This is a genomic window from Glycomyces tenuis DSM 44171, assembly GCF_000427885.1.
Taxonomy (GTDB): Bacteria; Actinomycetota; Actinomycetes; order Mycobacteriales; family Micromonosporaceae; genus Glycomyces; species Glycomyces tenuis.
In genome coordinates this window covers 22925-36688 of sequence record NZ_KE386601.1, presented here as the reverse complement: position 1 = coordinate 36688, position 13764 = coordinate 22925, and the positions used below count along the sequence as shown (strand labels likewise).

General features: G+C 70.7%; 11 protein-coding genes. 4 read left to right on the top strand and 7 right to left on the bottom strand.

Annotated features, from left to right (window positions below):
- Positions 1 to 3 precede the first annotated feature (3 nt).
- The 4 genes from YWW_RS33090 to YWW_RS0125440 are packed head-to-tail and all read left to right on the top strand — an operon-like array spanning position 4 to position 4169.
- On the top strand, positions 4 to 1095 hold the full coding sequence (locus YWW_RS33090) for an ABC transporter ATP-binding protein (protein WP_051326313.1): 1092 nt from the start codon (positions 4 to 6) through the stop codon (positions 1093 to 1095).
- Entirely contained in the window at positions 1088 to 2212 is a 1125-nt protein-coding gene (locus YWW_RS33085; protein WP_081687776.1) for an ABC transporter ATP-binding protein, read from the top strand. The genes YWW_RS33090 and YWW_RS33085 overlap by 8 nt, the downstream gene beginning before the upstream one ends.
- Positions 2200 to 2388 carry a hypothetical protein gene (locus tag YWW_RS0125445; protein WP_026932283.1) on the top strand — a complete coding sequence of 63 codons (189 nt, stop codon included), beginning with the start codon at positions 2200 to 2202 and terminating at the stop codon, positions 2386 to 2388. Before YWW_RS33085 ends, YWW_RS0125445 begins: the two co-directional genes overlap by 13 nt.
- Positions 2385 to 4169, top strand: coding sequence for an ABC transporter substrate-binding protein (locus YWW_RS0125440; protein ID WP_026932282.1), 1785 nt, complete (start codon positions 2385 to 2387; stop codon positions 4167 to 4169). The genes YWW_RS0125445 and YWW_RS0125440 overlap by 4 nt, the downstream gene beginning before the upstream one ends.
- A gap of 237 nt (positions 4170 to 4406) precedes the next feature.
- Here YWW_RS0125440 and pknB read toward each other — a convergent pair whose 3' ends face one another.
- The 7 genes from pknB to YWW_RS0125405 all read right to left on the bottom strand — a co-directional run bounded on the left by pknB (position 4407) and on the right by YWW_RS0125405 (position 13761).
- The gene (pknB, locus tag YWW_RS33080; RefSeq protein ID WP_081687775.1) at positions 4407 to 6320 is read right to left on the bottom strand and encodes a Stk1 family PASTA domain-containing Ser/Thr kinase; all 1914 of its coding nucleotides are present in this window, start codon (positions 6318 to 6320) and stop codon (positions 4407 to 4409) included.
- 70 nt (positions 6321 to 6390) lie between these two features.
- Entirely contained in the window at positions 6391 to 7668 is a 1278-nt protein-coding gene (locus YWW_RS33075; RefSeq protein ID WP_081687774.1) for a serine/threonine-protein kinase, read from the bottom strand.
- A 43-nt stretch (positions 7669 to 7711) separates the two neighbouring features.
- Positions 7712 to 9178, bottom strand: coding sequence for a penicillin-binding transpeptidase domain-containing protein (locus YWW_RS0125425; RefSeq protein ID WP_026932281.1), 1467 nt, complete (start codon positions 9176 to 9178; stop codon positions 7712 to 7714).
- Positions 9175 to 11052: an FtsW/RodA/SpoVE family cell cycle protein gene (locus YWW_RS33070; protein WP_051326311.1), complete on the bottom strand. Its 1878-nt coding sequence runs from the start codon at positions 11050 to 11052 to the stop codon at positions 9175 to 9177. The genes YWW_RS0125425 and YWW_RS33070 overlap by 4 nt, the downstream gene beginning before the upstream one ends.
- Before the next feature lie 49 nt (positions 11053 to 11101).
- Positions 11102 to 12373, bottom strand: coding sequence for a protein phosphatase 2C domain-containing protein (locus YWW_RS33065; RefSeq protein ID WP_081687773.1), 1272 nt, complete (start codon positions 12371 to 12373; stop codon positions 11102 to 11104).
- A gap of 25 nt (positions 12374 to 12398) precedes the next feature.
- Positions 12399 to 12872, bottom strand: coding sequence for an FHA domain-containing protein FhaB/FipA (locus YWW_RS0125410; protein WP_026932280.1), 474 nt, complete (start codon positions 12870 to 12872; stop codon positions 12399 to 12401).
- Between the two features lie 169 nt (positions 12873 to 13041).
- Entirely contained in the window at positions 13042 to 13761 is a 720-nt protein-coding gene (locus YWW_RS0125405; protein WP_026932279.1) for an FHA domain-containing protein, read from the bottom strand.
- Positions 13762 to 13764 lie beyond the last annotated feature (3 nt).

Here is a 13764-nt window from a genome sequence, read left to right as displayed (position 1 = left end):
ACCGTGACAGAACCGATTCTCAGCGTCCGCGACCTCGAGATCGCCTACCGCACCGGCCGAAAGGAATCCGTCACCGCCGTCACCGGCGTCGACCTCGACCTGTACGAGGGCCAGTCCCTGGCGCTCGTCGGCGAGTCCGGCTGCGGCAAGACCACCCTCGGGCTCGGCCTGCTGCGCCTGCTCCCCGGGCCGGGGAGGATCACCTCCGGCTCGCTGGTGTACCGGCTCAAGGACGGCACCCGCGCCGACCTGCTCACGATGGGCAAGGAGCCGCTGCGGCGATTCCGCTGGAACGAGGCCGCGATGGTCTTCCAGGGCGCCATGAACGCCTTCAACCCCGTCATCAGGATCGTCGACCACTTCGCCGACACGCTCAGGGACCACTCCGGCGGGAAGCGCTGGACGAAGCAGGCCGTCGAGCGGCGCGCCGGCGAGCTGCTGGAGGCCGTCAGGCTCGACCCCGACCGGGTGCTGCCGTCCTTCCCGCACGAGCTGTCCGGCGGCATGAAGCAGCGGGCGCTCATCGCGCTGGCGATCGCCTTGAACCCGCAGGTGCTCGTCCTCGACGAGCCGACCACCGCCCTGGACCTGCTGACCCAGCGGCAGATCGTGCAGCAGCTCCACGAGCTGCGCCGCCAGTTCGGCTTCACGATGGTCTTCATCACCCACGACCTCGGCCTGGCCGCCGAGCTGGCCGACCGGGTCGCCACGATGTACGCGGGGAGGATCATCGAGACCGGCTCGGCCCGGGACATCTTCCACGCCCCGAAGCACCCGTACACGGCCGGGCTCATCAACGCGGTCATGCCGGTCAAGGACGCCGTGCCCGCCAGTGGGGCCACGCCGAGGCTCGAGTCGATCCCCGGCTACCCGCCGAGCCTCAAGGCCATGCCGGACGGCTGCGCCTTCCACCCCAGGTGCGCCTTCGCCACCGAGGAGTGCAAGGCCGCCCCGGTGGCCCTCGAGGTCCTCGCCGAACGCCCCGACGGCATGACGCATGCCGCGGCGTGCCTCCACCACGACCGGGTCCGTCTGGAACGCAAGACCGCGGGCGGCCAAGCGGCCTCGGCGGAGAAGGAGCCCACCAATGTCTGACGTGCCCACCCGCGGCCCCGAAACGGCGGGGTCCGAGCCGCTGCTGAAGCTCTCCGGTCTGGAGCAGGTCTTCGACACCGGGAAGGGCGAGGTCCCCGCCGTCGGCGGCGTCGACCTGGAGGTGCGACCCGGCAAGGTCCTGTGCCTGGTCGGCGAGTCCGGCTGCGGCAAGACCACCACGGCCCGCGCCGCCGCCGGCCTGACGAAGCCCACCGGCGGCACCGTCGCCTTCCGCGGCAAGGACGTCAGCCGGATGAGCTCGGCCGAGCGCCTCGCCTACCGCCGCGCCGTCCAGTTCATCCACCAGGACCCCTACGCCGCGCTCAACCCCACCCGCACCGTCTTCTCGACGCTCACCGCGGGCCTGCGCCGCCACAAGCAGGTCAGGTCCAAGGCCGAGGCCCGCGAGAAGGCCGGTGAGCTGCTCCGGCTCGTCGACCTCACCCCGCCCGAGTCCTACCTGGACTCCTACCCGCACCAGCTGTCGGGCGGCCAGCGCCAGAGGGTCAACGTGGCCCGCTCCCTGGCGATGAACCCCGAGCTGCTCATCTGCGACGAGTCCACGTCCATGCTGGACGTCTCGATCCGGGTGAGCCTGCTCAACACCCTCGGCAAGCTCCGCGACGAGCTCGACGTCGGATTCCTGTTCATCACCCACGACCTCGCCGTCGCCAAGTACTTCGCCTGGGACGGCGAGATCGCGGTCATGTACCTGGGGAAGGTCGTCGAGCACGGCCCCACCCCGGAGGTGATCGGGAACCCGCAGCACCCCTACACCAAGGCGCTCATCGGAGCGGTCTGCGAGCCCGACCCGGACCTGGCCAGGGCCAACCGGGCCGCCTCCGAGCTGCGGTCGGCCGACATCCCCAGCCTGACCGCGCTGCCGTCCGGCTGCGCCTTCCACCCGCGCTGCCCGGCCTACGAGCCGGGTCTGTGCGACGACGCCGAACCGCCGCTCATCCGGTTCGGGGGCCGCCCGGCGGCCCCCGGCGCCGCGGGCGGCCGGAGGCTGGCCTGCCACGTGGTCTCCCGCGACCACGGGCGGAGCCCCTCGGACGACCCTGCCGAGTCCGCCTTGGGCTCAGGCTCCCCTCGGGGCGCGGCATGGTCGGCCTGATCGCCAGATTCGGGCTCGGGTTCGGGGTCTTCCTGACTCTGAGCGCGGCCCTCCTCCTGCTCTACCTACCCGCGGGGACGGCGGAGTCCACCATCAGCACGCTGACGGTCGGGCTCGGGGTCTTCCTCGTCCTCATCTCTACAACAGCCCTTTACATGGAAAGGAAGAGGCGATGACCTCTCAGAATTTCGAGCTCTCCCGACGCCGCCTGATGCAGACGGTCGGCATCGGCGCGGGCGCCGTCGCCGCCACCAGCGTCCTTGGAGCCTGCCAGGCCGAAGGCGAAGACGAGGGGGCCAGCGGGAAATTCGTCTACGTCTACCCCTTCGACACCACCACGCAGCACCACAACGCCGCGATCAGCAACGCCGCGCTCCTGGTCGCCGCGCCGGTGGCCGAGCTGTTCCTGCCGCGCCCGGCGCTCGTGGACTGGGGCACCAACGAATGGATCCCTCAGCTCGCCGAGACGATCTCACTGGACGGCACCACGCTGACCGTGAAGCTCCGCGAGGGCCTCAAGTGGACCGACGACAAGGACGTCACCGCCACCGACCTGGTCGGCTCGATCAACCTGCAGAAGCTCAACGCCGCGCAGGGCACCATCGGCTGGGACCAGGTCGTGTCGGCGACCGCCGATGACGACCTGACGGTGACCGTGGTCTACACCGAGGTCTTCCCCGGCGTCGACCACGGCGTCCTGAAGACCCAGGTCCTCCCGCACGCCCGCTACGGCGAGTGGATGGACCAGGCCGCCGAGCTGGTGGCCTCGGGCGTGGTGCAGGGCGACCCCGAGCAGTCGGCGCTGTCCGAGCAGATCGCCGCCGAGGACTTCCTCGACGACGGGATGCCCGTCACCTGCGGCGCGTACAAGTTCGAGGAGATCGGCGAGACCGTCGTGACCTTCAGCGTCCACTCCGACGGCCTGTTCGCCGACCAGGTGAACTTCGACACCGTCGAGGTCCAGAAGGGCGACAACGCCGCGAGCGTGCAGATGCTGCTCAACCGGGAGGTCGACTACTCCACGCAGGTGCTCGGCGCGACCGACCGGCAGACCATCGCCGGAGTCGAGGGCCTTAAGGAGATCTCCACGCCCGGCTACGACGGCATCGGCCTCATGCTCAACCAGGGCCGCTTCCCCGAGTTCGCCGACGTGCGGGTCCGCAAGGCCTTCATGTACGTCTTCGACACCGAGATCATCGGCGAGATCGCCAAGGGCGCCGGCGGCTACTACATCCCCGCGACCTACACGGGCCTGCCCGACCCGCACGCCGAGGGCCTGTTCGACGACGTCGAGCTGGAGTACTACGCCAGCGACCACGACAAGGCCACCTCGCTGCTGGAGGAGGCCGGCTGGACCAAGGAGGACGACGGCTGGCACAAGCCGGACGGCGCCCTGGCCGAGTACGAGATCATCGGCATCGACGGCTGGACCGACTTCGCGCTGACCGGCGAGCAGGCGATGAGCCAGCTGAACGAGTTCGGCTTCACCATCACCTACCGGAACCTGCCCGACGACGGGAACCAGTGGGGCACCTGGGGCGCCGGCGACTTCGACATCGCGGTGCGCCAGTGGGCGAACCCCTTCGTGCCATACGTCTACGGCTCCTGGCAGATGGCCTGGTTCACCGACAACGCGAACACGGCCGACGCCCCCGGCATGGGCATCCCCACCGACGCGGTGGAGACGCAGACCCAGGGCACGGTCAACGTCGACGAGCTGTACCTGAAGGCGCAGAAGGGCACCGAGGCCGAGCAGGCCGAGGCGAACAAGCAGCTGGGCATCGTGTTCAACGAGACCCTGCCGCGCCTGCCGCTGTTCCTGAACCAGCGCGTCACCTACGCCATCGAGGGCGAGCGGGTCGAGAAGGTCGACTCGGGGGCCTACGAGCTCAACGACGTCTACTTCGACAACCCGATCATGATCCGGATCCTCGACGGCTCGATCGAGCCCGCCTGAGACGCGGGCGCCGACCCGTCGGGACGCTGCTCGACGACGCGATGCGGAGGCCGGGCGCCACTCGGCCTTCACACTCCATAAAGGAAATTTTCTGATGGGTCGGAAGCCGGACCCGGGCCGCTACAGCGGCTCGGGTCCCTCCGGTGCCGCGCGTGCACCGAGGCGGGTCTGCGCGGCACGGAACGCAACAGGGCCTTGCGGGGCATCACCCCGCAAGGCCCTGTTCGCGCGTTCGGGCTAATTGGCCTCTTCGGTCTCGCAGTTCTCGAGGACCGGGTTGCAGTCCGGCGAGGTCGTGTCGTCGCCTCCGCCGCCGCCGTCATCCTCAGTAGTGGCGTTGATCGTGACCTCGCTGCCCGGCGCGACCACGTTGCCGCTGGTCACATCGCCGTCGGGGCCGGAGACGGACTCGATGACCGTGCCCTCGGGGTCGCCCGCGATGGTCACGGTCAGGCCGTCGTTCTCCAACTGGCTCTGAAGCTGCTGCGGGGTCGTGGCCTCGTCCCACTCGATCACGACGCCGGTGACGTAGACCGTGACCGTCGTGCCCTCGTCGACCTCGGAGCCGGGGCTGATGTCCTGGCTGTCGACCACGCCCGGGGTGTCCCCGTCGATGACGTACTCGACGGCCATGTCGAGCCCGGCCTCGCCCAGCGTCTCTCCGGCCTTCTGCTCGGTCGAGCCGGTGACGTCGGGCACGACCACCACGCCGCCCTCGGAGACCGTGAGCGTCACCTCGGAGCCCGCCTCGGCCATGGTGCCGCCCTGCGGGTTCTGCTCCAGGACCGTGTTCGGCGGCTCGGTCGAGGACCGCGTCTCGCGGACGACGGTGAAGCCGTCCTCCACGAGGGCCGCCTCGGCCGACTCGAAGTCCTGCCCGACGACGTCGGTCACCTCGACCTCGGCGGGCTCGACCAGGACGGTGAGCGTCACCTCGGTGCCCTCCTCGGCCTCCTCGCCGGCCGGAGGGTCCTGGGCGACGACGTTGCCGATGTTCGGATCCCCGGCCTGCTCGGCCTCCTGCTCCAGCACCTCCGAGGCGACCGTGAAGCCGTCGTCCTCCAATGCCTGGGTCGCCTCTTCCACGGACATGCCGCTCACGTCCGGCACCGCCACCGCCTCGGGGGCCGACATGGCGCGCATGATGCCCCACGCGGCGAGGCCGACCAGCGCGAGCGCGGCGATCACCCCGAGGGCGACCAGCCACGGCTTGCCGCGGTTGGAACGCGGCTCGATCGGCGAGATCGGCTCGGTGGAGTCGGCGCCGCCGATGACCTGGGTGCGGGCGTCGCCGGCCATGACCATCGGCGCGCTGACCTCGCCGCCGCGCGCGGCGCGGATGAGGTCCTCGCGCATCTCCCCGGCCGAGCGGTAGCGGTGGTCGGGGTTCTTCGCCAGGGCCTTCATGACCACGGCGTCGACGGTCGCCGGGACGCTCGGGTTCAGCTCCGAGGGAGGGCGGGCCTCCTCCCGCACGTGCTGGTAGGCGACGGAGACGGGGTTGTCGCCGGTGAAGGGCGGGTGGCCGACGAGCAGCTCGTAGAGCACGCAGCCGACCGCGTAGACGTCCGAGCGGGCGTCCACGGTCTCGCCGCGGGCCTGCTCGGGAGAGAGGTACTGGGCGGTGCCGATCACCGCGGAGGTCTGGGTCATGGTGGCCTGGCCGCTGGCCAGGGCCCGCGCGATGCCGAAGTCCATGACCTTCACCTGGTTGGTGTCGGACAGCATGACGTTGCCGGGCTTGACGTCCCGGTGGATGATGTGGTGCTTGTGGCTGAAGTCGAGCGCCGAGCACATGTCGGCGACGACCTCGCAGGCCGTCACGGGGTCGAAGCGGCCCTCGGCCATCAGGACCTCTTTGAGGGTCCTGCCGTTGACGAACTCCATCACCATGTAGGGGATGCCGTGCTCTTCGCCGGTGTCGAACACGGCCACGATGTTGGGGTGGTTCAGCGAGGCCGAGTTCTGGGCCTCCCGCCGGAAGCGGACGAGGAACGATTCATCGCGAGACAGATCGGCGCGCAGCAGTTTCACCGCCACGTCGCGACCGAGCCGCAGGTCCCGACCTCGGTGGACTTCGGCCATCCCACCGTAGCCGACGACCTCGCCGATCTCGTATCTGCCGCCCAGGAGGCGGGGCTCTGTCGTCATCGCGTTATACGTCCTCGTGTTCCGTTCATCGCGGATCGATTCTAATCGCTGTGGATGGCCGTGAAGCCCGCTATTGGTCGTCGCAGATGGCGCCCGGCAGGCACGAGTCGAATCCGCCGCCGGTCCTGTCGTCCGTCTCCTCGTCAGAGGGCGAGTCGTCGGGTTCCGTGTCCTCGGGCGACTCGGGTTCGGACTCGGTGGTCTCGCTCGTCTCGTTGTCGGCCGGGTCCCCGGTGGGATTGTCGCCGCTCCCGTCGCCGCCGTTGCCGTTCAGCAGCAACAACCACACGATACCGCCTACGAGGACCAGCGCCACTATGCCCACTATGGCGCCCAGGAGGGCCTTGTTCGGTCCGGCGGACGGCGAGGCCGGGACCGGCGCGCCCATGTTGATCTCGCCGTACGGCGGGCCCGCCGGGGACTGCTCTGCGACGCCGGCGGGCGGGCCGCCCATGCCGACGACGCCCGCCCCGGGAGGCGTGGAGGCGAGGTTCGGCATGACCGAGGTCATAGGCGGGGCCGTCAAGGCGGCCCTGGCGGCCCCGGCCATGTCGGCGCAGGTCGCGAACCGCTGCGCCGGGTCCTTGGTCATGGCGCGCTCGACGAAGGCGCGCACCCCCGGCGGGATGTCGTTCGGCAGCGGCGGCATGGGCGTGCGGACGTGGTGCAGGGCCAGCTCGATCGGGTTCTCGGCGTCGAAGGGGCGCCGTCCGGTCAGGCCGTGGAAGGCGACGACGCCGAGCGAGTACATGTCGGAGGCGGGCAGCACTCCGGTGCCCTCGGCCTGCTCGGGGGCGATGTAGGAGGCGGTGCCCATGACCGCGCCGGTGGCGGTGAGGTCCCCCGCGGCCCCGGAACGGGCGATCCCGAAGTCGGTCAGGACGGCCTGGCCGTCACGGGAGCGCACCAGGATGTTGCCGGGCTTGATGTCGCGGTGGATGACGCCGTGGTCGTGCGCGTGCTGGAGGGCCTCGGCCACCGAGGCGATGATGGGCATCGTCTCGGCGGCGGGCAGGGCGCCGCGCTCGGAGAGCAGATCGGCCAGCGAGCGGCCCTCGATGTACTCCATGACCAGGTAGGCGGTGGTGTCGCCGCTGGGCAGCGGGGCCTCGCCGTAGTCGTGGACGCCTACGATGTGGGGATGGGAGAGCGCGGCCACGGTCTTGGCCTCGGCCGCGAACCGCTTGGCGAAGCCGGGCTCGCTCAGCAGTGCGGGCAGCAGCGCCTTGACGGCGACCTTGCGCTCCAGGACGGTGTCCTCGGCGCGCCACACCTCGCCCATGCCGCCCACCGCGATGCGCTCGTGCAGGCGGTAGCGCTGCCCGAGTAGCATTTCGGGGCTCAACACGGCGTGCTCCTTATATCTCGGGGGGGTCGACGGTTCAGTCTAGCTATTCGCCGCTCAGCGCCTGTTCCATGAGGTCGCCGGAGATCTCGGCGGCCTTGGAGGAGCCGCCGTCGCCGTAGGAGTCGAGGAAGACGCACACGGCGACGGAGTCGTCCTCGTCATCGCCCATGGCCCAGCCGTGGAACCAGCCGTGGTTGGCCTCGTCGCCGTCGGCCTCGGTGCTGTGCTCGGCGGTGCCGGTCTTGCCGCCGACGGTGAGCCCGTCGATCTCGGCGCCCGAGCCGGTGCCGCCGTCGACGACGGCCTCCATGATCTCGCGCAGCTCCTCGGCGGTGGAGCTGGAGACGGCGTCGCCGAGGGAGTCCTCGTCGCCACGCTGGACGGGCTCGCCGGCCGAGTTGGTGATCTCGGCGATCACCTGCGGGGCCATGCGCTCGCCGTCGTTGGCGATGGCGGCGGCGATGAGGGCGTTCTGCATGACGGTCTCGCGGACCTCCTGCTGGCCGATGCAGGCCTGGGCCCGGAAGGCCTCGGCGGACAGGTCGCCGGTCTCGGAGGCGACGCTCTGGGCCGTCGTGGAGTACTCCTCGCCGAAGCCGAAGGCCTCGGCCATCTCCCGGATGTCGTCGTCGTCGAGCTCTTCGACGCACAGCTGGGCGAAGGTGGTGTTGCAGGAGCGCTTGAACGCCTCTTTGAGCGTCAGCTCGTCTTCGGGGCACTGGTCGTCGGCGTTGGTGATCTCGTGGTCCGTGTCGGGGGCGGTGTAGCCGTTGCCCGCGGGGACCATTGACTCGGCGTCGCCGCCGTTCTCGATGAAGGCCGCGGCCACGATCGTCTTGAACGTCGACCCGGGCGGGTAGAAGTCCCTGAGGGCGCGGTCGAGGGCGGGGTTGTCCTCGTCGCCGTCGAGGGCGTTCTTGGCCTCTTCGGCGACGACGCCGTCGTTGGAGGAGACCTCGGTCGGGTCCCAGCCGGGGTAGGAGACCTGGGCGAGGACCTGCCCGGTCTGCGGGTCGACGACGACCGCGGCGCCCTGCGAGCCGGTCTCGGCGATGGCGTCGTAGGCGGCCTGCTGGAGCTCGGGGTCGATGGTGAGGTGGACGTCGCCGCCCGGTTTGGGCTCGCCGGAGGCGCTCGCCCAGAAGTCGTCGAGGAACAGCAGCGAGCTGGTGCCGTTGAGGACCTCGTTCTCGACCGCCTCGATGCCGCCCGCGCCGGTGCCGTAGATCCGCGACTTGTAGCCGGTGAGGTTGGCGAAGGCCTCGCCCGCCGGGTATTGGCGCTGGTAGTCGTAGGTGGATCCGGGTTCGGTCTCGACGGAGGTGGCGAGGACGGTGTCGCCGGCGACGATATCGCCGCGCGGGACCTCGTACTCGGCGATGGTGGTGCGCGTGTTGCTGAGGATGTCGTAGTCGTCGTGCTCGAAGAAGCCGACCCAGGTGACCTGGACGATGAGGGCTCCGAGCAGGACGAGCGCGATGACGCCGGTGCGCCGCATGGCGGGGTTCACGATTCGCCTCCCTTCTTGTCCTCGCCCCAGGCGGGCGGCTGCGGACGGTAGTCGAAGGCCGAGTTCGGCGGTGGCGGTGGCTGCGGTGAGGTCGTCCCCGGTCGGGGCGGGCCGCCGTAAGCGGAGTTCGGCGGCGGGGGGCTCGGAGGCGGGCTCTGCGGCGGGCCGCCGGGCTGCCGGTTCGTCGGGTGCGGGGGGCTCTGCGGGCCTCCGGCGGGCGGGCTCTGGGCGCCGTGCGCGGGAAGGTTCTGCTCGGTGCCGGCCGGGGTCTGGCCGCTCGGCTCCGCGCCGCCCTGGAGGGACGAGGGGATGATCAGCTCGGTGGGCTGGTCGCCGCCGGGGACGGGGCCGTCGTCGGCGACGCCCGCCGCGGCCTCGGCGGCGGCGCGCTTGGCGGCCTGCTCGGCGAGGAACTCCGGCGGGGCCTCGGTCTTCTGGAGACCGTAGGAGACCTGCCAGGGCTTGCGGGCGTCGTCGGAGACGCGCACGAGCATCGCGACCAGCAGCCAGCTGCCGACGAGCGAGGAGCCGCCCGCGGCGAGGAACGGCGTGGTCTGGCCGGTCATCGGGATGAGCCCGGTGACGCCGCCGGCCACGACGAACAGCTGGAAGGCCACCAGGAACGCCAGGCCGCCCGCGAGGACCTTGCCGAACAGGTCCCGGCACATGATGCCGGCCTTGAAGCCGCGCTGGACGAACAGCGCGTACAGCAGCAGGATCGCGACCAGGCCGATGAGCCCGGTCTCCTCGCCGAGGGCGGCGAGGATGAAGTCGGACTCGGAGGCGGGGATGAGGTTGGGGTTGCCCGCGCCCGGCCCGTTGCCGAACAGGCCGCCGGAGTTCAGGGCCGCGAGGCCCTGCACGAGCTGGTACGACGAGGGGTATTCGACGCCGTCGCCGAAGACGTAGTTGGGGTTCCACGGGTCGAGCCAGATCGCGACGCGCACCTGGAGGTGGGAGAAGAACGGGTAGAGCGCGACGCAGCCGCCGATGAACAGGGCGAGGCCGATGACGATCCACGAGGCGCGGCGGGTGGCGATGTAGAGGACGGCGAGGAACATCGCGAACAGCAGCAGCGAGGTGCCCAGGTCGCGCTCGAAGATGAGCAGGAGCAGGCTCGCGCCCCAGACGATGATGATCGGCCCGAGGTCCTTGATGCGCGGGAACTGGAGACCGAGGACCTTCGGACCGGCCACGGAGAGCACGTCCCGCTTGCGGATCAGGTAGACGGCGAAGAACACCAGCAGCATGAGCTTGGCGAACTCGCTGGGCTGCACCGAGAAGGAGCTGCCGAAGCGGATCCAGTTCTTCGAGCCGTCGGAGCCGGAGATCGAGTACGGCAGGAAGCCGGGCAGGGCGGCCAGGCCGATGCCGGCGAACAGCAGGATGTAGGCGTAGCCGCGCAGGATCCGGTGGTTGCGCACCAGCGCCAGGAACACGGCGAAGACCACGACGCCGGCCATGAAGTACATCAGCTGGCTGCCGCCTTGGCCCGCGAAGACGCCGGCGTCGGCCGGGAGCGGATCGGTGGTCGTCGCGGTGCGGTCGAGGCGGCGGATGTAGACGATGCCGATGCCCGACAGGAACGACGCGATCGGCACGAGCAGCGGGTCGGCGTACGGGGCGAGGCCGCGCATGATGCCCCACGCCGCCAGGGAGGTCAGGAAGGCCAGGGCGGGCATCATGAAGGTGACCGAGGTGGTCTCCTTCGTCAGCGCCAGGTCGATCGTGAGCTGGAAGGCGAACACGCCGAGCCCGGCGAAGAACAGCAGCAGCAGCTCGCTGCCGACGCGCTTGGGCATGCCGGACAGCGGGGTCAGCGGCGGCTCGGACGGCCCGGCCGGTTTGGCGGTGGCCGACATGGGCTGCGCCATCAGTCCCCCTCACGTCTCGGAAACGACGGGTGCGAGCCTACAGGGGCTCTCAGGTGTCGCGGCAGTCCGTGGAAGCCGCAGGCTGCGTATCGGCGGCGCCGTCCCCAGAGGAGCACAGATCCAGGAGGTTCTCGTTGCCCGAGGAGGAGTCGGTCAGTTCGGCCAGTTCGGACTGGGCGTCTTCCATGCTATCGGCGTCGATCCCGTCTTCCAGGTCCTGCCGGACCTCTTCGACGGCGTCCTCGACGGGCCGCTCGGACTCGATCTCGAGCCAGGCGGCCTCGACGCCGGCGACCTCGACCGGCACGCCCCGGAAGACGCTGATGTTGCCGCCGTCGGAGACGCCGATGAAGTACTGGGTGCGGAGCCACCACAGGCCGCCTCCGGCGGCCATGGCCAGGACGATGACGACGACCAGCAGGGTGCGCCACACCCGGCCGCGGCGCTTCGGCTTCGGTTCGGCCTCGCCGTCGGCGCCGTCGGGCTCGCCGTCCGATTCGGCGTCGTCGCCGCGTTTGAGGGCGGGCAGCACCGCCGTGTCCGATTCGGCGAGCCGGGCGTCGGCGGCGGCGCCGGCGATGATCGGGGCCTGCTCGCCGGGGTCGTCCTCGACGACGTCGGCGATCAGGACGGTCACGTTGTCGGGCGCGCCGGCCTCCAGGGCCTGGCTGACGAGCGACTCGACCGCTTCGGCGGGCGTGGCGGCGCTCTGGAGCGTCAGGGCGATGTCGGCGTCCGAGACCGGCCCGGTCAGGCCGTCCGAGCACAGCAGCAGCCGGTCGCCCACGACGCCTTTGAGGGTCTGGAACGCCGGTTCGACCTCCGAGGCGCCCAGGGCGCGCAGCAGGAGCGAGCGCTGCGGGTGCCGCTCGGCCTCCTCGGCGGTGATGCGGCCCTCGTCGACGAGCATCTGGACGTAGGTGTCGTCGACGGTGATCTGCTCGAAACCGCCCTCGCGCATCCGGTAGGCCCGCGAGTCGCCGATGTGCACCATGTTGAACCACTCGCCGTCGAACCACAGCGCGGTCAGGGTGGTGCCCATGCCCTCTTTGTTGGGGTCGTCGGCGACCATCCGCCTGATGGCCCGGTTGGCCTCGGCGACGGTGTCGGCCAGCTCGTCGGCCACCGACTCCTCCGGCGGCGGCTCGTCGAGCCGCGCCACCGTGTTGATGACGATCGCCGACGCCAGGTCGCCGGCGGCCATGCCGCCCATGCCGTCGGCCACGGCGATGAAATGGGAACCGGCGTAGACCGAGTCCTGGTTGCCTTGCCTCACCACACCGCGGTCCGAAATCGCCGCGTATCGCAGGTGCAAACTCATGAAATCAACCCGTCGCAGTGAGGCACTAGGCCCGCAGCTCGAAAGATGAGCGCCCGATCCGGATCGGGACCCCCAAGGGCACGGGGGTGGGTGTGGAGACTCTAGCGCGTCCCAGGTAAGTGCCGTTCGTGGAGCCCAAGTCCTCGACCATCCACTGGCCGTCCACCGGGACGACGCGGGCGTGCCGGTTGGAGGCGAAGTCGTCGCGGATGACGATCGTGGAGTCGGCGGCGCGGCCGATCGAGATCGGCTGGCCGGAGAGGGTGAACCGGCGCCCGGCCAGTTCACCGGTGGTGACGACCAACCACTGTGCCGCCTGCTGCGGGCGCTGGCGGCCGCCGGGGGCGGGCGGGGCCGAGACCGGGCCGGGGCCGCCGGCGGTGGCGGGGCGCCGCTGGGCGAGCAGGTCCCGCGTGATCGTCCGGGCCGCCGCGAACACGAAGAGCCACAGCAGCACGAGGAAGCCGTATCGGGCGACGGTCAGGACTATCTCGCTCATGCGACGCTCCCAATGGGCAGATGATCGGTCTCGAACACGGTAGCCCACGCGCGCACTGCGACTTGCACCTCGGGCGGCCCGGGCCTGGGGAGGGAAGGTCCACAGGGTCGCGTCGGGGGGCGAATCGCGGGGCCCGGGAGCGGCGTCCTCGCCGGGCCCGCTCGGCCCGCTAACCGGCCTGGAGCGTCAGGGAGGTGGTGCCTATCTGTATGACGTCGCCGGGCTGCATGCTGACGGTGGTGACGCGCTGGCCGTTGACCAGGGTGCCGTTCGTCGAGCCCAGGTCGGTGACCGAGACCTGGCGGCCGTCGAAGTCGACGCGGACGTGACGGCGCGAGATGCCCACGTCGGGCAGCCGGATCTGCGCCTGCTCGCCGCGGCCGATGACGGTCGCGCCGTGCGCCACGGAGAACTGGCGGCCGTCGGCGGCCACCAGCACCGGCCCGGTGGGGGCCTGCGGGTTGGCGGGGCCGTAGCCGCCGCCGGAGACCGGCTGCGACTGGTCGACGCCCTCGTTGAGGGCCGCGACCTCGGCGGTCACGCGGAACATGCCGGTGTCCAGTCCCTCGCCGCGCTCGATCTCGACGATGACGTCGCCGTAGACGGTCCAGCCGTTCTCGCCGATGAACTCGGCCTGGGACTGGGCCAGCTCCTGGGCCAGCGCGGCCGCGTACGGGGCGAGCCGGTCGTGGTCGGGCGGGGAGAGGTCGATGACATAGCGGTTCGGCACCAGGACCCGCCCGCCGGCCAGCACGGCCTTATGGGTCTCGGCCTCGCGCTGCATGGCGCTGGCGATCTCGACCGGGTGCACAACGCCCTTGAACATCTTGTTGAAGGTGCCCTCGAACAAGCCCTCCAGTTGTTTTTCCAAGCGTTGCAGAACGCTCACCGT